Below are 16,945 nucleotides of genomic sequence, written 5' to 3' on the forward strand. Positions count from 1 at the left end.
GCCAGGGCCGACATCCGATCAGGCCAGGTCCGCAACGGGGACAGGCTGCCTTCGTACGGCGGCGAGCACCCTGGTGGTCACGTCTTAGCGGCTCAGACTCCGTGCTGACGCAAGGCCGGGTTGACGGTCAGCGTCTCGGACGGTAGCGGCGGCCAGTCGAGGCACGGGACCCTCGGTGCAGGTATGCGGCGGCGCCGATGACGAAGATCGTGGCAACGGCGAGCCAGGACGTTGTGGAGGTTGAGGGCTGGATCGGCCAGGTCCACGCAGCAACGGCGGTGCCGGTCTGACGCGGAGCGGCGGCGTAGACGGCGCACACGTGGCCGAAGGCGGGCAGCCATGCCAGCCGCGCGCCGAGCAGCACCGCGCCGCCGGCGACCAGTCCGATACAACCGAGAGCATTACGCGCCAGCGCGTGCGCACCGTACGTGTCGGGTGCCCGCAGTCCGGCCACGCTGAGCGCCGTGGCGGTGACGAAGGCGGCGAGTAGGTGACCGGCTCGCCAGACTCGCCACGGCAGGGGTGTGCTGCGGTCGAGGTCCTCGTCGGCGCCGGCGAGGGTGGGGCCGAGCAGGAGTGCGGCCAGCAGCGGTGCGAGTGCGACCATGGGGACGCGGGCGGCGGGCCCGTCGAAGTAAGGCCGGCTGGCGAGCCATGTTCCGGCGGACCAGGCCACCAGCGTGATGACGCCGACACCGGCGAGGAACGTGGGAACGCCGCGTGCGCGCAGATGAAGCGTGAGCAGGCGGCTGGTCACGGCTGCTCGCCGAGGCGAATCAGCGCCGAGGTGTCGCATCGGTGGGCGGCGTCGAGGTAGGCGGCGAACCAGGAACGCTGCGCCGGCTCCGGCAGTGCGCGGAGCCTGGTGAGGGGCAGGTCGTCCGGGGTGGCTGCCTCGTCGAGCATCCAGTCGGTGGCCAGGGTGTCGGTCCGGTACACCCGCATGTCGATGCTGCGTACCCCGGATGGGTCCTCGCATCTGGTCCGGGTCACCTGCCGGAAGTCCGCCCGCAGGTTCTTGCGGCTGGCCAGGCCGCCCAGCGCGGTGGACTGGTAGTCGAGGTTGAGCCAGACCGTGCGGTCATCCCGTTCGATGGACTGGCCGGTCGGTTGGGCGGCCTGGTCGGCGGCCCGTCGGGGCGCTCCGGGTATCCCGTCGAGACGTCCCAGGATCGGCTGCACGACTGTGGTGACGTCGTCGATCAGGAACGCGTTGATCCGGGACAGGCACACCTGCGGGCCGCTGCTCGTGCACACCAACGTCACGGCGGCCGGGTCGGCCGGGAGGCGGTGGGTGCCCGGGCCGGTGGTGATCGGCACGGCGACGGCGACGGCGAGTCCGCCGGCCAGCAGGGACGCTCGCCGCTGCCGCGCGGCGGCGGCGAGCAGCAGGACCGTCAGAACCACCAGCCAGGCTGCCTGCAACGCGGTGACCCGGCCGGGGACGCGCGAGTACACCGCCCAGCCGCCGTAGACGGGCGATAGCCACGCGCCGGGCGTGCCATCCCAGTAGGTGACGATGGCCAGGCCCAGGTAGGTGGCGAGGCCGGCGATCGGGGCCGCCACCCGCAGCGGAACGAGCCGGCCCACGAGGACTCCGACCGCGGCAGCGGCGGCCAGGGCGATGACACCGACGGTCAGCGTCCACCACCAGCCTCCACCGGCGTACGTCGCCACCCGGGCGATCAGCACCGCCGCTCCGGCGAACGCGACCAGCAGCCCGGCGACTCCTGCCACGGTGACGGCGAGCCAGGCCACCGCCAGTGGTTGCCAGCCCGGGCGGGGGGTGGAGGCGATCAGCTCGTCGATGTCGCGCCGCCGTTCCCGCCCGGACTGCCACGCGCCAGCGGCGATCATGAGAGCGCACAGGATCAGCAGCGACATTCGCAGGTAGTTGGCGAGGCCCGCCCACCGGCCGGCCCAGTCGTCCGGATGCACGGCCAGCATCCACACCCCTGCGCCGAACATCGCCACCGCAGCAAGTGGTGCAGTACCCCGGCGTAGCTCCACCCTCAGCGCGCGCCTCACCGCGGTGCCGTCCGCGCGCCCCGCAGCACCGCCGTGTAACCCCGCTCAATCGGGGAGTCGCCGCTGTCGCCGTCCCCACCGGCGGCGATCAGCTCATCGGGGAAGCCGGTGAAGACCAGCCGCCCGCCGTCGAGCAGGTTGACCCGGGTGCACGCCGCGACGACGTCCTCGACCAAGTGCGTGCTGACCAGAACGACCGTATCGAGGCCCAGTTCCCGCAGCAGCGCCCGAAACTGCACCCGCTGCTCCGGGTCCAGACCGGCGGTCGGCTCGTCCAACAGCAGCAGCCGAGGGTCGTTCACGATGGCCTGAGCGATGCCGGCGCGGCGCAGCATCCCGCCGGAGAGGTGCTTCATCCGGTCGTCGGCGCGCTCCAGCAGACCGACCCGCTCGATCGCCCGGTCCACCGCCAGCGGGATCCGCGCCGGCGGCATCTCCTTCAGCCAGGCGAAGTACTCGACGAACTCGCGCACGGTGAAGCGCGGGTAGAACCCGAACGCCTGGGGCAGGTACCCCAACTGGCGGCGCGCCTGCCGCAACGCCGATGGGTCGCCGAGGTGGTGGCTCAGCAGCCGGACCTCACCCTGATCGGGGCGCAGCACCGTGGCCAGGACCCGCATCAGGGTGGTCTTGCCGGCGCCGTTCGGGCCGAGCAACCCGTGCACCCCCACCCCGAGCTCGAGGTCCAGGTCGTCGAAGACGATCCGCTTGCCGTAACTGACCCGCAGGCCGTCGACGCTCACCGTCGTCATGCCGGTTGCCTTCCCACCCGTTCCCGACGCACATACACCACCACCGCGGCCACCGCGGTGACGCCCAGCCAGCCCGGAGGGCTCGACACCAGGACCGCCACATCGCCGACCGGCGGCGCCAGCACCACCACCGCCCACGCCCCCGCCACCACCAGAGCGGCGTACGCGGGCTCGATCAACGAGCCGAGCGCCAACGTCAGGACCGTCAACGCGATACAGGGAAGCAGCCACAGCCCCGGCGTACCGATGCCCGTCACCGCGCCGGCCAGGACCGCTACTGGCGCCGCGACCGCGAGGACCGTCAGCGTGCGCCACAGCACGATCCGCAGGCCGCCCTGCGGTGTCCCCGCGATCAACTCGTGCAGTGGATCAGTTCGCGGCCCGTACGACAGGGCCGTACCGACAGCCGGCAGCGCCGGCGCAAAGAGCAGAAGCAGCCACGGCGGGACCACCGTCGGACTGACCGCCAACCCCGCGGTGAGCACCCCGGTGACCGCCACCGACAGCAACCACGCCGCCCGCGCCGCAGGCCCCGCACCCACCAACACCCTGACCCGCCGCCACCCGGTCGCCCGCCGCACCCGCCCCTGCCGCGGCAACCGGCCGCCCAGCGACACCGCGACCGCCTCCACCACCAAAGCCGTCGACACGTCCGATGCGATGCTCGTCCGGCAGGCCACACAGCGGTCGAGGTGCGCCTCCACCGACCACGCGTCAACGTCAGCGAGACGCCCGTCGCCGTACGCCGCCAACACCCCGGCGTCGACGTGGAACCCGGTCACGACAGGGCCTCCCTCAACTCGCGGCGCGCCCGCATCGCCCGGGTCTTCACCGTGCCCTCCGGCACACCCAGCAACACCGCCGCCTCCCGCACCGTCAGACCGTCCAGCACCGTCGCCTGCAACACCGCCCGCAACTCCGGAGCAAGCCGATGCAGCGCACTTTCCAACTCGGCGTCGTACGCACCGGCCAAGACCTCGTCCTCCGCCGACGGAGACCACGCCAACACGTCGTCGCCTGGCGCCCCCACACTCTGCGGACGGGCCAACGCGCGACGCCGCGCGTCGATCAACCGACCAGCGGCCACCGACCACAGCCAACCCACCGCCGCACCGTCCCCGCGGTAGCCGGCCGCAGCCCGCCACACCGTCAGGAACGTCTCCTGCACCACCTCCCGGACCAACTCCGGATCACGACACCGGCGGCGCAGACGCAGCACCAACCACGGCGCGTTACGCGCATACAGCACGTCGAACGCCCCGCGGTCACCCTTCCCGACGAGGCGCAACAGCTCCTCGTCGTCCACGTCCATCACGCAAGGTTAGGACGCAGCACTCGGCGAAACGGTTCTCTCCACCGCGCCACACGCCGGGCTGATCCGCAAGTTACGACCAACCCAGGCCCGAGCCGGTCCGAAGGTTCGCGCACCTCTGATCATTGGATTGGTAGCCGGACGGTGTGCGGGTCGACGAACGTGACGCCTGCGGCAGTGCGCACATGCAGCTTGCTGCCGGCGAACTCGCCACGCTCGCTGGGCCACCACACACCCCAGATGCCGTTCCTCAGCGTGGCGCTCACTCGAAGTCCATTCGCCAGTACCACGTCGACGCCAGTCACTGCGGCACCGCTCAGGCCGAACATCTGGAAGGCTTGAATGCCGCCCTCTGGCGGCTTCTCAAGAACGCCGCCGAGCACCAGCACGGCACTGTCTCGCGGCTTGGTGAATCGCTTGTCGGAGACGGTGGCCGCCATCAGGTTCAGCCCGTTGCGCCCGTCGGCCTTCAGACCGGACAGGGCGATCAAGGGATCCTTGGAGGTGCCGCTACCCATAGAGACATCGACGCAGAAGGTGAAACCGCCGCGTCGATCGACCAGCACCTCCCGTCGGTCCGCCGCCTCCCGGCGCGCCGGGACACCTCCGACGCCCACCCCGCCGACGCCAAGGTCGCTGCATTTCGACGCCCAGCCCTCGATGTCTTCATCCGAGGCGGTCAGTGGTGGAGCGGCCTGCGGGACGGGCGTCCAAGCGGCATAATTCTGCTGCGGTGGCTCAGGGTCGACCGCGAGCGCGATGAAGCCGACTGCCGCGGTCAGGACAGTGAGGCCACCGGCTACGGCTATACGGCGGTTCCGAATCGGCGCAGCCCCACGCGAGGCCTGAGCAACCAGCATTCGCCGAACGTCGGTCTGGCGCTGTGGATCCAGGCGGGATCGCAGCTCAGTCATGACATCTCCTGTCGCTGTGTGGGGGTGGCGACTGGGCAGGTCGCGGGATCGACAATTTCGAATGAGCTTGTCTCGGCGTCGAGCCGGGACCGGGCCCGCGACAACCGTGATCGGACGGTGCCCACCGGTACGCCGAGCGCTACTGCCGCCTCGGCATATGTCAGGCCCTGCCAGACACAGAGCAGCAACACATCGCGGTCGGGCGGCCTCAGTCGCTCGAGGGCCGCCCGTAATCGGGCCAGGTGTCGCTCGTCGTCGAGCCGGCCGGCGACCTCCTCGGCGTGGTCGGGCGTGGCCGAAGCGGGAGCCAGCCGTTCCAGCGCCCGTCGATGCCGCACCGCGGTCCGCCAGCGATGCTGAATCGTCCGGCGAGCGATCCCGTACAACCACGGGAGCGCATTGCCATCGACCAGCTCGACCTCACCCCGCCGACGCCACGCTTCCAGGAACACGATGGAGACCAGGTCATCGGCGGCGTCGATCGAGCCGGTCCGGCGGGCACAGAATTCCCGGACGGCCCCGCTGTGCCGGTCAAAGAGAACACCGAAGCACTCGGCCTCCCCCTGGCGCGCTCTCTGCCACAGCTCGCCGTCGTCGGCCCGGATCATGTCCGCCGTCTCGCTCACACCCTCCTATGACCGTTGCGCCCGTCAGGTTCCACTTCCGGTAGCACTACATCTGAACCAGCCCAATGCAGCATGCTCGCCACAGCCGGCTCAAGTTCATGACACCGACAACATTGGGTGCCGCGAGAGGCCAAGCATGCTTGGCCTAGCGTAGTAGACTGGCGGCATGGGCCGGTTCTCCGAGGATGAGCTACAGGCGGTTGTCTCCAGGTACGAGGCGACGCGGGCGCAGGCGTTGACCGAGCGGGACGAGCAGCTGCGGGCGTTTCACGCGGCCGGGTGGCGGCCGGTGGATCTGCAGCGGGTTACCGGGTACAGCCGGGAGACGATCCGTCAGGCGCTCCGACCGGAAGTCCGGCGGGCGACCAACATCAGCCGGCGCAGGACCTCGCCCCAGCCGCCTGCGGACTACCGGCCCTACGGAGACCGGAAGCCCTACGTGGTGGCCGAAACCCTGGCCGCACTGCACGGACCGACCGAAGGCACGGTGACGCTTCCGCGTCACCTCGACTGGTCCGGGCACGCCGAGTACGACCTGAACCGGCCCGCACGCCTGGCCAGCATGTACAAGGTGGTACTCACCGAAGCCAGCACCGTCGAGGATCTCAACACCTGGCTCGACGCCGACCTCCTCCGACGGCTCTGGCCCACCCTCTGGCTGCCACCCCAACTCCGCCAACGCTGGGAGCAAGCCTTCCCCGAACTCGCCGCCACCCGCAGCACCGCGGCATAGCGGTGGACCCCTTCCACGAACGACTCGCCCGCACCGGGCTCAGGGCCGCCGATAGATACGGCTTCGCGCTGGCCGGCGGCTACGCGGTCCAGGCCGCCGGACTCCTGGAGCGCCCCAGCGAGGACGTCGACCTGTTCACCGCCTGGGACCGCCGCGACGAATTCACCGCCGCAGTCGCCGCCGTCGTGCACGCCTACCGGGACGACGGCCTGACCGTCGAGACCGAGCGGCAGTACGACACCTTCGCCCGCCTGGCCGTCACCGATGGCGCGCGGGTTTCCAAGGTCGAACTCGGCGTGGACTGGCGTGCCAACGAACCGATCCTCATGGCGATCGGACCGGTACTTCACCCCGACGACGCGGTCGCGAACAAGATGAGCGCCCTCTACGGGCGGGCGTTCGCCCGGGACTTCATCGACATCGACGCCACCCTCCGATCCGGCCGCTACACCCGCGACGCCCTCCTCACCCTCGCGCAGCGCGCCGACCGCGGCTTCGACCCGCGCATCTTCGCCTTCCCCGAACTCGCCGCCACCCGCAGCACTGCGGCATAACGATGGACCCCTTCCACGAACGCCTCGCCCGCACCGGGCTGGCGGCGGCCGACCGATACGGCTTCGCTCTGGCCGGCGGTTACGCGGTCCAGGCCGCCGGGCTTCTGGAGCGGCCGAGCGAGGACGTCGACCTGTTCACCGCCTGGGACCGCCGCGACGAATTCACCGCCGCAGTCACCGCCGTCGTGCACGCCTACCGAGACGACGGCCTCACCGTCGAGACCGAGCGGCAGTACGACACCTTCGCCCGGCTCGCAGTCACCGACGGCGCGCGGGTTGCCAAGGTCGAACTCGGCGTGGACTGGCGCGCCAACGACCCAATCCTCATGGCGATCGGACCGGTACTCCACCCCGACGACGCGGTCGCGAACAAGATGAGCGCCCTCTACGGACGGGCGTTCGCCCGGGACTTCATCGACATCGACGCCACCCTCCGATCCAGCCGCTACACCCGCCACACCCTTCTCGCCCTCGCGCAGCGCGCCGACCGCGGCTTCGACCCGCGCATCTTCGCCGACGCCCTCGGACAAGCCGCCCAACTCGACTCCGACGATTTCGCCCAATACGGCGTCACCGGCCCAGCGCTGGACAATCTCCGCAGCCGATTCGCGGAGTGGCGCCACGAACTACTCGACGACCAGAAAGGGTGACTCGGCCCCGACTCGCGGCACCGTTGAGCTGCACACGCAACGCCCGAAACGTTCCAGCTGATCTTCGGCAAGCGATCGCAGCGAGCCCGCGAAGCGACCGGCACGAAACGGGGGACGGCAGGAAAGCGGCAGGTCATCGGCCTGTGGAGGCCAGCGGACCGTCGGGTTAGGAAACCGATGCTCTATCCCCTGAGCTACGAGGGCGCGAGGGCCTAGTCTAGCGACCTAGGGGTTCATCTGGGGTGGCAGGGAGTGGCCCACGTTCGCCCACGTCACCCGGACCGCCGTTCTCCCAACCCAGGACCACACCCGGAGCACACGAACCCCGATTTGCGACCGGCGGTCGGCCGCGGTGACCCGCGTTGGCACCGGTTGACCCGGATTGGCATCCGCTGGAGAGCACACGTCGAGCACATCACGCAAGATCATGACGTGACCGCCCGTTAGGCCAGTCGCCGCGACTTTCGCAGGAAGACGTGCAGTCCAGCGACTGAGCCAAGCTGGTCAAAGATCAGCGCAACGAACGGCAGCGCTGCCGGGGCCAACCCGCCGCCCGCGCAACCTGACCCCGACACAGAAAGTTCGAGGTCACAGCACGAGGGGTGGTCAGCTCACCCGACCGACACGCCTGGCCGTCGATCCACTCGCCGGCGCGCCTGTTCGAGACGCGGAGGTCCCGTCGGTACGGAATGCTCGACGGTATGCCGCTGGGGACGTACGCATGGCCCGGCTGAAGTGGTGACGGTAGGTGATCGGGGAGTCGAAGCCCACCGCTCTGCCGATCTGTTCGATCGACGCATCCATGGTCTCCAGCAGGGCGAGGCTGGCCTGCACCCGTTGGTTGATCAGCCAGCGGATCGGGCTGGTGCCGGTGGCGCGGGCGAAGTGCCGCAGGTAGGTGCGCGGAGACATCCGGGCGCAGTCGGCGAGAGTCTCGACGGTGATGGGTTGATCGAGGCGTGCCAACGCCCAGTCCAAACTGCGTGCCACCGCGTCATCGTCGGCGATGGTGTTCATTGGCGCCTCGATGAACTGGGCCTGGCCGCCGTCGCGATGCGGTTGGGTCACCAGCCGACGGGCGACGGCGTTGGCGATCGTCGCGCCGTGATCCTGCCGGATGACGTGCAGACACAGGTCGAGTCCGGCCGCGCTGCCTGCGCTGGTGAGGACGTCCCCGAGGTCGATGTACAGGACGTCGGGGTCGACTTCGACAGCAGGGAAACGGCGGCGCAGCAGGTCGGCGTAGCGCCAATGGGTGGTGGCACGGCGACCGTCCAGCAGTCCCGCAGCCGCCAGGGCGAACGCTCCTGAACAGATCGACATGACGCGGGCACCGCGCTGGTGCGCCAGCTGGAGCGCGGCGGCGACGTCGGGTGAGAGGCCGGCGGTGACGTCCGACACTCCGGGCACGATCACCGTGGAGGCTCGGGCGAAGGCGTCCAGGCCGTGCGGTGTGTGCAGGCTGGCCCCGCCGATCACGGGTACCGGGCCGGGCTGCTCGGCGCAGAGGGTGACGTCGTACCAGGCGCGGTCGAACTCGGGGCGGGGCAGCCCGAACACCTCGGTCACGATGCCGGTTTCGAAGACCGACATGCCGGGATAGGCCAGCACGGACACCGTGTGCCGAGCGGGGCGTGCGGTCGCCATGGCGAGATCTTAGCGGACAATGGCATTCCTGCCACTGTCCGCCGGTGCCGGCGGCGAGCATGCTCTCTGGCATGTCAAGGTCCTTCTCCGTCCCGCCGGCGTCGCCGGCAGCGGCCGCTGCCCACTTTGCCGCACGACTGTCCTTCGAGACCGACGTCAGCGACGTCCACGCCGACCTGACGGCCGGCGTGGACGTGCTGGCGGTCGATTCCCGCAACGAAGCGGCCTGGCAGCAGGGGCACCTTCCGGGTGCCACCCATCTACCGACAGCCGAGATCGCGGCGCGGGCGGAGGAACTCATCCCGCCCGGCACCCCGGTGGTGACCTACTGCTGGGGACCCGGCTGCAACGGTGCCACCCGGGCGGCATTGGAGTTCGCCCGGCTCGGCTACCCGGTCAAGGAGATGATCGGCGGCTACGAGTACTGGGTCCGTGAGGGCCTCCCGGTGCAGACCGCCGGAGCCGGGCTCATCCGACGTCCGGCCGACGACCTGACCGCCCCCGCGACCAACCTCTCGTGCGGCTGCTGAGATGACCACCGGCCAGATCACCGACCGGCCCGCCGAGCCGGACAGTCGACGAGGCTGGCGGGACTTCCGCCTGCTGTGGGGCGGGCAGAGCATCAGCCTGATGGGCGACCAGGTCTTCCTCCTCGCCCTGCCTCTCGCCGCGGTTGAGGAACTGCACGCCAGCACCTTCCAGGTCGCCGGGCTCGGCGCGGTTGCGAAACTGCCGTTCCTGCTGATCGGTCTGCCCGCCGGGGTCTGGGTGGCGCGACTGGGTATGCGTCGCGCCATGCTCAGCGCAGACCTGACGCGCGCGCTGGCAGTCCTCTCCCTACCGGTCGCCGTTTCGCTCGGCGTGCTGACCCTGCCGCACCTGCTGCTCGTCGCCATGGTCACCGGCGTCGCCATGGTCTTCTTCCAGGTGGCGTACCAGTCCTACACGCCGACGTTGATCTCCGACGACCAACAACTGCACGCCGCCAACACCCGACTGTCCTTCTCCGAGTCCACCGCGCTCCTGATCGGTCCGGGACTGGCTGGCGCCATCATCAGCCTCCTCGGCGCGGCACGGGCTCTGCTCGCCGACGCCGTCAGCTACCTGCTCAGCGTGGTGACCCTCGTCGCGATCCGACATCGGGAACCGGCACCAACCATTCGGGCGACCCAGCCCTCGTTGTGGCACGAGGTTCGCGAAGGGTTGCGGTTTGTCACTAACCACTCCCTTCTCCGACCGATCATGATGTGTGGCGCGCTCTACAACCTCGGCGTCGCGATGTATGACTCGCTGCTCGCGGTGTTCGCGGTCCGGCAGCTGGGCATGGACCCCTGGCTGCTCGGCGTCGCCCTCGCACTCGGCGGCGTGGGCTTTCCGATAGGGAGCATGGGCGCCCGATGGCTCGCCAACCGATTCGGCATCGGGCCGTCTCTGCTCATCGCCGGAGTGCCCTCGGTCCTGGGCCTGGCCATCGGCGCAGCCGCCCACGGTCGCCTGTCCGTCGCGCTACTTGCCGCCGGAACCCTGGTCAACGGCATCGGCCAAGGCACCTTCGCCGTCAACGCCCTCACCATCCGCCACCTCGTCACCCCGCCGGAACTGGCCACCCGGGCCACCGCGGTTCACCGCTTCGTGACCTGGGGAGCGCTGCCTATCGGGTCGGTCATCGCCGGCGGCGTCGGCACCGTGTTCGGTCTCCGCGCCGCGATGCTCACCGCCGCAGGCGCAGCCGCGCTCTGCATGATTCCTCTGCTCGACCGCTCTCTGCTCCAAGCCCGGCGATTGGCCCGGGTATCGTCGCCGATCCCTACCATGAATCAGCCGATATGATCATCCGACCGGCGGTCCTTGGCGATCTCGTCGAAGTGGCCCGACTGTGCGCCGCGCACGCCGCCTACGAACAGGCGCCTCCCGTGCCGGGCAACCTGACTGAACTGTTGGCCGAGGCGATCGCCGCACCTCACCCACGGCTCTGGTGCCTGGTCGCGACGCAACAGGACACCGTGATCGCATACCTCACGATGACCCTGGAATTCTCCACCTGGTGCGGACGGGAGTACGCCCACCTGGACTGCCTCTATGTCGACGAGGACCATCGAGGCCTCGGCGTGGGCCGGTCGCTGATGGGCGCCGCCGTCACACAGGCGCGTGACCTTGGGGTCAGCGAGATCCAGTGGCAGACACCAGCATGGAATGCAGACGCGATTCGCTTGTACGACAGGCTGGGCGCCACCTCATCAGCTAAGCGTCGCTATCTGCTGCAGACGGACCCACCGCTGACAGCCTGACGTTGCTGCGAAGGTGGACCGTCGATGGCCGCAAGACGCACAGCGGCTCGAATCAGGATCACCCAGCGCCCACACCCTGCCTGCTGATCTTCACCAAGCGAGCACAGCAACAGGCCGATGCGTCCAGTACACGAGACACGAGATAGGAAGGCCGCAGGTCAACTGCCTGCAGAAACAGGCAGAGCAGCGAGTTGGGAAACCGATTCCCTATCCCCTGAGCTACGAGGGCGCGAGGGCCCAGTCTAGCGACCTGGGCTCCGCCCCGGGTGGCAGGGAGTCGCCCACGTTCACCCATGCTCCCCGGGCTCCCGGCCCGGCGCGGAGAGTGTCCTCCGCGCCGGGCCGCGACACCCGGTGGGATCAGCCGGCCACGCAGGTGGCGGTCGCGCCAGGGCCGGTGCCGGTGCCCTGGAAGCCGAAGTTCGTCGTCTGCCCCGCGCCGACGTGTCCGTTGTAGCTGACGTTGGTGAACCGTACGGTCCCGCTGGCGCCGCTGGCCTGTGCGCTCCAGGTGCCGGTGATCGCGGCACCGCCGGGCAGCGTGAGGGTCACGGTCCAGGCGTTGATGTCCGCGGAGCCGGCGGTGACGTTGACGCTCGCGGTGAAGCCGCCGTTCCACTGGTTGACCGCCACCGACGCGGAGCAGCCGTTACCCGCCGGCGGCGGCGTGGTGGTGGGGGGAGCCGTGGTCGGCGGCGTGGTGGTCGGCGGGGTCGTGGTCGGGGGAGCGGTGGTGGGCGGGGCGGTGGTCGTCGGCGGCGTGGTGGGCGGGTTGGGCGCGCCGTTGGCCAGGCTGTAGGCCAGGTCCGGCTGGAACGAACCGGCGGTGTAGCGGCAGCCGTCCGCCTCCCCCGGCGGCTTCACCCAGAGGTACGCGTCGATGTTGCTGTCGCCGGTGTTCGTCGTCGGGTACAGCCCGATGCGCCGGTCGGTGTTGTCGTCGGCGCACCAGTCCCCGCTGGCGCCCCCGTTGCGGCTGGTGTCGATGACCTGGCGCTTGCCCGGGATGCCCATGCCGTTGAGGGCGGAGATGACCGCCCGGCCGAAGTTCGCCTCGCCGGAGGTGGCGTTGAAGTTGGACACGTCGGTGAAGAAGCCGTCGGCGTACTGCACCCCGGCCGCCCGGAGCCGGTTGGCCGTCTCGTTGGCGCTGTTCCAGGTGGAGTGGCCGCCGTCGAGATAGACCTTGGCGTTGGGGTTGGCCGACTTGATGGTCCGGGTGGCCGTCGCGATCGCCTGGTCGCGTGCGCTGATCTCACCGCTGCTCAGACAGGTCTGCAGGGCGAGCGCGTCGGTCTCCAGAATGATCATCACGGTCTGGTTGCCCAGTCCCCTGGCGAAGTTGGACACCCACGTCTGGTACTGGTTGAGGTCCGGAGCCCCACCGGCGCTGGCCCCGCCGCAGTCCCGGTTGGTGATCTCGTACACCGACAGGACCGGGATCTGCTGCGCCGCGTTGGCGGCGCCGATGTACCCGGAGACCTCGGACTGCACGGTGGACGGGTTGAAGTTGGCGAACCAGCGGGCCTGCGGCTGACTCGCGATCTTGTCCCGGATGACGGTGGTACGCGGGTCGCCGGGATTGGCGGCCACCCAGCGGACGACGGCCGAACTCGGGTCGCGGTAGAGCGAGCCGGAGACCGTACCGGCGGACGCGCTGCCGACGGCGAGGCTGACGCCGGCGGCGGTGGCGACCGCGACGGCGGCCGTACCGATGGCCGCCGATCGGCGGCGCAGCGAGGTGAGGGTAGCCACGACGTGTTGCCTCCTGATCACATAGATGTTTCTAATTTTGTGGGAGCGTTCCCAGACGGTAGCGGAGGCGCACGCCGCTGCCAAGAGCCGACGACTCATCCACGTCGCCAGCCGGCGGCTGGACCGGCCCGCCCACCTGAAGGTCCGGCCCGCTCCCGACCCGGTGGCAACAGTGGCGCATGACTGGCCGCGACGGCGGGTATGGTGCGGGGGCCGGTGTCGCCGGGCGGTCGACCGCCAAGCGGGACATCTCCGGGTGTCGTCACGAGCACGCCGGCTCGTGTTGCGCGGGTCCACCCGACCGCGCCCTGATCCACTCCTCCGCAGAACCCTAGGACTCCCGCATGACATCGAACGGTATTGATCGATCGGCGTTGTTCCTCGCCATGCCGACCACCGACGGGCCCGACGGCCCGGGCCTGACCTTCGACGGCGGCGAGGAGGCGATGCGGCGGCTGCGGCACCCCTTCGCGGTCGAGCCGGTCGGCCAGTCCCGCGGGCTGGCGGCGCACGACGACGCGGAGCAGCGCCACTGACCTGACACGCACCCGCACTTCCCACCGCCGGCCCGCTCTGCCCGGCCGGTCAGTCCTGGGCGTCCTCCGCGCCGCGGTGGTGCTCGTCGTGGCGGGACGCGGGGGGTGCGGAAGCGTCGCCATTGTCGACCGGCTCCAGGCACACGGTGACGGTGGCGGTGACTCCACTGAGGCGTCGGGTGAGGATGAGCCCTTCGGTCAGCTGGTGGGCCAGCCAGAGTCCGCGCCCGCCGGCGATGTCGACCGCAGGCAGTCGCACCGGCAGGCTGCCGCCGGCCGCACCCTCGTCGGTGATCTCACAGATCAGGACGTCGTCCTGGCGGCGCAGGTCGAGACGTCCCTGGCCGCCGCCGTGGCGTACCGCGTTGGTGACGAGTTCGTGCACGGCGAGGACGAAGTCGTAGCCCACGTCCCCCGTCAGTCCCACCGCCGTGACGCATGCGTGGAGGGCGTGGCGGAGGGCGGTGACCGTGGCGGCGGTGAACTCCTGTGACATGAGTGGCACCATGCCGGCGACATCTACCGGCGCCGGATGACCGGAGTCGGAGGTCGCAGCGTCATCGGTCACGCTCGCAGGTTACTCAGGTCCAGCCGGTCCGCGACCGTTGCGCAGTGACAACCATCCACGACACCGGCGGGAACGGCCGCCCGCGACGGGCGGCACCGGCCGGTAGCGGTCGACGACGGACCGGGTACGGCGAGCGCCCGAACCGCCACTCCGCCCGGACCCACCGCGGCGTCGCGTCGGGCAGTCTGCGGCCACTCCCCGCATCAGCCCCTTTCGGGAGTGCAATTCCTCGACGCCGTCACGCCAACCGGAAAACGCCACAAGATGCCGGGGAATGGTAATTGCACCCGCCCCGAAAAGGCGCGAGAAATGTGGTGCCGCCCCGTTTCCACACAGGGGGCGGCACCACATTCGTCGTGACCTCAGCGCACCTCGCGGCGGCCCTCGTCCGGCAGGTCGGCCTCGATGCGCTCCTTGCGGACCTCACCGCCGACGGTCTCGGTGTCGGTGACGGTCTCCTTGCCCAGCCGCACCCGCTCGACCGGGACGGCCTCCTTCTCGACCACGGGCCGCTCGGCGTGCAGCGTGACCTCGTGCTCCTCCTCGCTGATCGCCGGGCCGTCCATCGCCCTGCCGACGTTGGCGTCGGTGATCGGCTCGCGCTCCAGGCGTACCTCTTCGCGCTGGACCGGCACGGTGACCTGCTGCTGCTCGGTCACCACGTACTTGCGCAGCCGGGCCTTGCCGGCCTGCTCGCGCTCGGTGCCGACGTTCAGCCGCTCCTCGGAACGGGTCATCGCGTCGTCGGTGTTCGGGCCGGAGGTGTCGTGCCCGGCGCTCGACTCGTAGGAGGAGTCGGCGTAGGAGCCGGCGGTCCCCCCGGACCGGTCACCCCGGTACGACTCGTCCCAGCTCAGGCCGTAGTGCCGGTAGAGCTGGGCAACTTCCTCGCTGCTCAGCGGCTCGTCGTGGGAGACGTCGACGTTCGGGGCGTCCTTCACCCGGGCCTTGTCGAACGGCACGGTCAGCCGGTCGCCGTCAAGCTCGGCGGTCTCCAGCGGCACCAGGGACTCGTTCATCCCGAACAGTCCGGTGCGGACACTCGCCCACGCCGGCTGGCCGACGCCGTCGGCCCAGACCTGGCCCACGGTGCCGATCTTGTCGCCGTCGTTGTCGTACACGTCGCGTCCGATGACGGTGGTTGCGTGCTCCTGGCCAATCATGTCTTCGCTCTCCTTTCGTCGGTGACAATTCAGTACCCGTCGGGGGCGAGGAAAACCAACGCATCCGCAATTTTCTGGCTCCCTCCTGAAGGGAGGGAAGAGCGGATTGAACAAAAGCGGTCAGTGGACCGCAATGCCATGACGGACCTCCGCGAGTCCCATGAGCGGGACCGGACACCGCACGGAGACAGCCGCCCGAAAACTGACCCGGAACTCAGCCCGCCACCCGGGCCGGACCAGCTGCGTCGTCGACCGGAGTGCGCTCCTCACCGACGGTCGGCTCCCGCTTGAGCTCGCCACGCCGGGTGTCCCAGATGTCGCGGACGAGGATCTGGATGATGCCGGCGACCGGGATGGCCAGCAGGGCGCCCAGGATGCCGGCCAGCTCGACGGCGACCAGGATCGCGATCAAAACGGTCAGCGGATTCAGCCGGACCGTACGGGCGAAGATCACCGGCTGGAGGAGGTGGTTCTCCAACTGCTGGTAGACCAGGAAGAAGACGATCACCACGATGCCGGCCGTGGTCGACTCGGTGAAGGCGGCCAACGTGGCCACCACCGCCCCCAGCGTCGCGCCGACCAGCGGGATCAGGTCCGCGATGCCCACGAAGAGGGCGATCAGGCTGGCGTACGGGACGCCGAGGATCGCCAGCACCGCGTAGGTGAGCACGCCGCAGATCAGGCTGATCAGCAGGTTGCCGGTGAGGTAGCCGGTGACCGTCTTGGCGCAGTCGTGCCCGACCCGACGGATGTGCTCGGCGCGCCGGTCGTCGAAGAGGGCCAGCACGCCGTCGAGGATCTTCGGCGCCTCCAGCACCATCAGGTACGACAGCACGAAGATGGTCAGCACCCCGGCCACGGTGGTCGCGGCGGCCCGGAGCACCACCAGGCTCTGCGCGCCGAGGCCCGACGCGTAGGCCCGGATCCGGGTGGAGTTGTTCTGCGCGTACTCCAGCAGGTGGAAGCGTTCGATGAGGTGGCCGACCGGGCCACGCCCGGCGCGGGCGTCCTCGACGATCTTCGGGAAGTCGGTGACGACCTGGCCGCCCTCGCGGACCAGCGGCAGCACGAAGAGGGTGACCAGCCCGGCCAGCAGGCCGAAGACCAGCAGGAACACCAGCAGGGTGGCCAGCCACCGTTTGCACCAGGTGACCCGGCGCTGGGTCCAGGTCACCGCCGGGTGGAGGGCGACGGCGAAGAAGACCGAGATGACGATCCAGGTCAGCACCTGCCGGGTCTCGTACGCCAGGAACAGGAGCAGGAAGGTGGCGAGGACGAGACCGATGACCACGAGGGTGCGGCGCGCCACCACGCCGGTGTCGGGACTACTCATTCCCCGGTCCCTACCCCGGCCGGTACCGCTGAACCGGGGCGGCCGCCAGCGCCCGGTCCCGTCCCGGCCTACCGTGGCCGCGCGAT

General features: G+C 70.0%; 19 protein-coding genes. 7 read left to right on the plus strand and 12 right to left on the minus strand.

Features of this window, described 5'->3' with window-relative positions; translation table 11 throughout:
• Positions 1 to 127: 127 nt before the first annotated feature.
• The 7 genes from ABUL08_RS21005 to ABUL08_RS21035 all read right to left on the minus strand — a co-directional run bounded on the left by ABUL08_RS21005 (position 128) and on the right by ABUL08_RS21035 (position 5,632).
• The gene (locus tag ABUL08_RS21005; RefSeq protein WP_350931652.1) at positions 128 to 757 is read right to left on the minus strand and encodes a hypothetical protein; all 630 of its coding nucleotides are present in this window, start codon (positions 755 to 757) and stop codon (positions 128 to 130) included.
• Entirely contained in the window at positions 754 to 2,028 is a 1,275-nt protein-coding gene (locus ABUL08_RS21010) for a hypothetical protein (protein ID WP_350931653.1), read from the minus strand. The genes ABUL08_RS21005 and ABUL08_RS21010 overlap by 4 nt, the downstream gene beginning before the upstream one ends.
• Entirely contained in the window at positions 2,025 to 2,780 is a 756-nt protein-coding gene (locus tag ABUL08_RS21015; RefSeq protein WP_350931654.1) for an ABC transporter ATP-binding protein, read from the minus strand. Before ABUL08_RS21015 ends, ABUL08_RS21010 begins: the two co-directional genes overlap by 4 nt.
• Positions 2,777 to 3,562, minus strand: a complete 786-nt coding sequence (locus tag ABUL08_RS21020) for a zf-HC2 domain-containing protein (RefSeq protein WP_350931655.1) — start codon at positions 3,560 to 3,562, stop codon at positions 2,777 to 2,779. Before ABUL08_RS21020 ends, ABUL08_RS21015 begins: the two co-directional genes overlap by 4 nt.
• Entirely contained in the window at positions 3,559 to 4,095 is a 537-nt protein-coding gene (locus tag ABUL08_RS21025) for an RNA polymerase sigma factor (RefSeq protein ID WP_350931656.1), read from the minus strand. The genes ABUL08_RS21020 and ABUL08_RS21025 overlap by 4 nt, the downstream gene beginning before the upstream one ends.
• 119 nt (positions 4,096 to 4,214) lie before the next feature.
• The gene (locus ABUL08_RS21030) at positions 4,215 to 5,006 is read right to left on the minus strand and encodes a hypothetical protein (protein ID WP_350931658.1); all 792 of its coding nucleotides are present in this window, start codon (positions 5,004 to 5,006) and stop codon (positions 4,215 to 4,217) included.
• Positions 5,003 to 5,632, minus strand: a complete 630-nt coding sequence (locus tag ABUL08_RS21035; protein WP_350931659.1) for an RNA polymerase sigma factor — start codon at positions 5,630 to 5,632, stop codon at positions 5,003 to 5,005. Before ABUL08_RS21035 ends, ABUL08_RS21030 begins: the two co-directional genes overlap by 4 nt.
• Before the next feature lie 166 nt (positions 5,633 to 5,798).
• Here ABUL08_RS21035 and ABUL08_RS21040 point away from each other — a divergent pair, with 166 nt between their 5' ends.
• Genes ABUL08_RS21040 through ABUL08_RS21050 form a run of 3 tightly spaced genes read left to right on the plus strand, consistent with a single transcriptional unit; the run spans position 5,799 to position 7,569 of the window.
• Positions 5,799 to 6,365 (plus strand): hypothetical protein, encoded by a 567-nt coding sequence (locus tag ABUL08_RS21040; RefSeq protein WP_350931660.1) that lies wholly within the window; start codon positions 5,799 to 5,801, stop codon positions 6,363 to 6,365.
• Between the two features lie 2 nt (positions 6,366 to 6,367).
• Positions 6,368 to 6,919: a nucleotidyl transferase AbiEii/AbiGii toxin family protein gene (locus ABUL08_RS21045; protein WP_350931661.1), complete on the plus strand. Its 552-nt coding sequence runs from the start codon at positions 6,368 to 6,370 to the stop codon at positions 6,917 to 6,919.
• Positions 6,920 to 6,921: 2 nt separating this feature from the next.
• Positions 6,922 to 7,569 carry a nucleotidyl transferase AbiEii/AbiGii toxin family protein gene (locus tag ABUL08_RS21050; protein ID WP_350931662.1) on the plus strand — a complete coding sequence of 216 codons (648 nt, stop codon included), beginning with the start codon at positions 6,922 to 6,924 and terminating at the stop codon, positions 7,567 to 7,569.
• Between the two features lie 606 nt (positions 7,570 to 8,175).
• On the opposite strand, the gene ABUL08_RS21055 is transcribed toward ABUL08_RS21050, so the two are convergent.
• Positions 8,176 to 9,216, minus strand: a complete 1,041-nt coding sequence (locus ABUL08_RS21055) for a helix-turn-helix domain-containing protein (RefSeq protein WP_350931663.1) — start codon at positions 9,214 to 9,216, stop codon at positions 8,176 to 8,178.
• Positions 9,217 to 9,287: 71 nt separating this feature from the next.
• Between ABUL08_RS21055 and ABUL08_RS21060 the strand changes: the two genes are divergently transcribed.
• Genes ABUL08_RS21060 through ABUL08_RS21070 form a run of 3 tightly spaced genes read left to right on the plus strand, consistent with a single transcriptional unit; the run spans position 9,288 to position 11,504 of the window.
• Positions 9,288 to 9,746 carry a rhodanese-like domain-containing protein gene (locus ABUL08_RS21060; protein ID WP_350931665.1) on the plus strand — a complete coding sequence of 153 codons (459 nt, stop codon included), beginning with the start codon at positions 9,288 to 9,290 and terminating at the stop codon, positions 9,744 to 9,746.
• A 1-nt stretch (position 9,747) separates the two neighbouring features.
• Positions 9,748 to 11,046 (plus strand): MFS transporter, encoded by a 1,299-nt coding sequence (locus ABUL08_RS21065; protein WP_350931666.1) that lies wholly within the window; start codon positions 9,748 to 9,750, stop codon positions 11,044 to 11,046.
• A complete protein-coding gene (locus ABUL08_RS21070) occupies positions 11,043 to 11,504 on the plus strand; it encodes a GNAT family N-acetyltransferase (protein ID WP_350931667.1) in 462 nt (153 codons plus the stop codon). The genes ABUL08_RS21065 and ABUL08_RS21070 overlap by 4 nt, the downstream gene beginning before the upstream one ends.
• 360 nt (positions 11,505 to 11,864) lie before the next feature.
• On the opposite strand, the gene ABUL08_RS21075 is transcribed toward ABUL08_RS21070, so the two are convergent.
• Positions 11,865 to 13,259 (minus strand): glycoside hydrolase family 6 protein, encoded by a 1,395-nt coding sequence (locus ABUL08_RS21075; protein WP_350931668.1) that lies wholly within the window; start codon positions 13,257 to 13,259, stop codon positions 11,865 to 11,867.
• A gap of 344 nt (positions 13,260 to 13,603) precedes the next feature.
• On the opposite strand from ABUL08_RS21075, the gene ABUL08_RS21080 reads away from it, so the two are divergent.
• A complete protein-coding gene (locus ABUL08_RS21080) occupies positions 13,604 to 13,795 on the plus strand; it encodes a hypothetical protein (RefSeq protein ID WP_350931669.1) in 192 nt (63 codons plus the stop codon).
• A gap of 49 nt (positions 13,796 to 13,844) precedes the next feature.
• On the opposite strand, the gene ABUL08_RS21085 is transcribed toward ABUL08_RS21080, so the two are convergent.
• From ABUL08_RS21085 to ABUL08_RS21095, 3 genes are all read right to left on the minus strand, one after another.
• Entirely contained in the window at positions 13,845 to 14,291 is a 447-nt protein-coding gene (locus ABUL08_RS21085) for an ATP-binding protein (protein WP_350931670.1), read from the minus strand.
• A 434-nt stretch (positions 14,292 to 14,725) separates the two neighbouring features.
• The gene (locus ABUL08_RS21090; protein WP_350931671.1) at positions 14,726 to 15,526 is read right to left on the minus strand and encodes a PRC and DUF2382 domain-containing protein; all 801 of its coding nucleotides are present in this window, start codon (positions 15,524 to 15,526) and stop codon (positions 14,726 to 14,728) included.
• Positions 15,527 to 15,740: 214 nt separating this feature from the next.
• A complete protein-coding gene (locus ABUL08_RS21095; protein WP_350931672.1) occupies positions 15,741 to 16,859 on the minus strand; it encodes an AI-2E family transporter in 1,119 nt (372 codons plus the stop codon).
• Between the last annotated feature and the right edge of the window lie 86 nt (positions 16,860 to 16,945).

The sequence above is a fragment of the Micromonospora sp. CCTCC AA 2012012 genome, from assembly GCF_040499845.1.
GTDB classification, from domain to species: domain Bacteria; phylum Actinomycetota; class Actinomycetes; order Mycobacteriales; family Micromonosporaceae; genus Micromonospora; species Micromonospora mangrovi.

Excerpts from the sequence above, each read along its gene's own strand:
- ABUL08_RS21015 (WP_350931654.1), bottom strand. The coding sequence starts at position 2,780 with ATGACGACGGTGAGCGTCGACGGCCTGCGGGTCAGTTACGGCAAGCGG.
- ABUL08_RS21030 (WP_350931658.1), bottom strand. The coding sequence starts at position 5,006 with ATGACTGAGCTGCGATCCCGCCTGGATCCACAGCGCCAGACCGACGTT.
- ABUL08_RS21040 (WP_350931660.1), top strand. The coding sequence starts at position 5,799 with ATGGGCCGGTTCTCCGAGGATGAGCTACAGGCGGTTGTCTCCAGGTAC.
- ABUL08_RS21050 (WP_350931662.1), top strand. The coding sequence starts at position 6,922 with ATGGACCCCTTCCACGAACGCCTCGCCCGCACCGGGCTGGCGGCGGCC.
- ABUL08_RS21055 (WP_350931663.1), bottom strand. The coding sequence starts at position 9,216 with ATGGCGACCGCACGCCCCGCTCGGCACACGGTGTCCGTGCTGGCCTAT.
- ABUL08_RS21060 (WP_350931665.1), top strand. The coding sequence starts at position 9,288 with ATGTCAAGGTCCTTCTCCGTCCCGCCGGCGTCGCCGGCAGCGGCCGCT.
- ABUL08_RS21065 (WP_350931666.1), top strand. The coding sequence starts at position 9,748 with ATGACCACCGGCCAGATCACCGACCGGCCCGCCGAGCCGGACAGTCGA.
- ABUL08_RS21070 (WP_350931667.1), top strand. The coding sequence starts at position 11,043 with ATGATCATCCGACCGGCGGTCCTTGGCGATCTCGTCGAAGTGGCCCGA.
- ABUL08_RS21080 (WP_350931669.1), top strand. The coding sequence starts at position 13,604 with ATGACATCGAACGGTATTGATCGATCGGCGTTGTTCCTCGCCATGCCG.
- ABUL08_RS21085 (WP_350931670.1), bottom strand. The coding sequence starts at position 14,291 with ATGTCACAGGAGTTCACCGCCGCCACGGTCACCGCCCTCCGCCACGCC.
- ABUL08_RS21090 (WP_350931671.1), bottom strand. The coding sequence starts at position 15,526 with ATGATTGGCCAGGAGCACGCAACCACCGTCATCGGACGCGACGTGTAC.
- ABUL08_RS21095 (WP_350931672.1), bottom strand. The coding sequence starts at position 16,859 with ATGAGTAGTCCCGACACCGGCGTGGTGGCGCGCCGCACCCTCGTGGTC.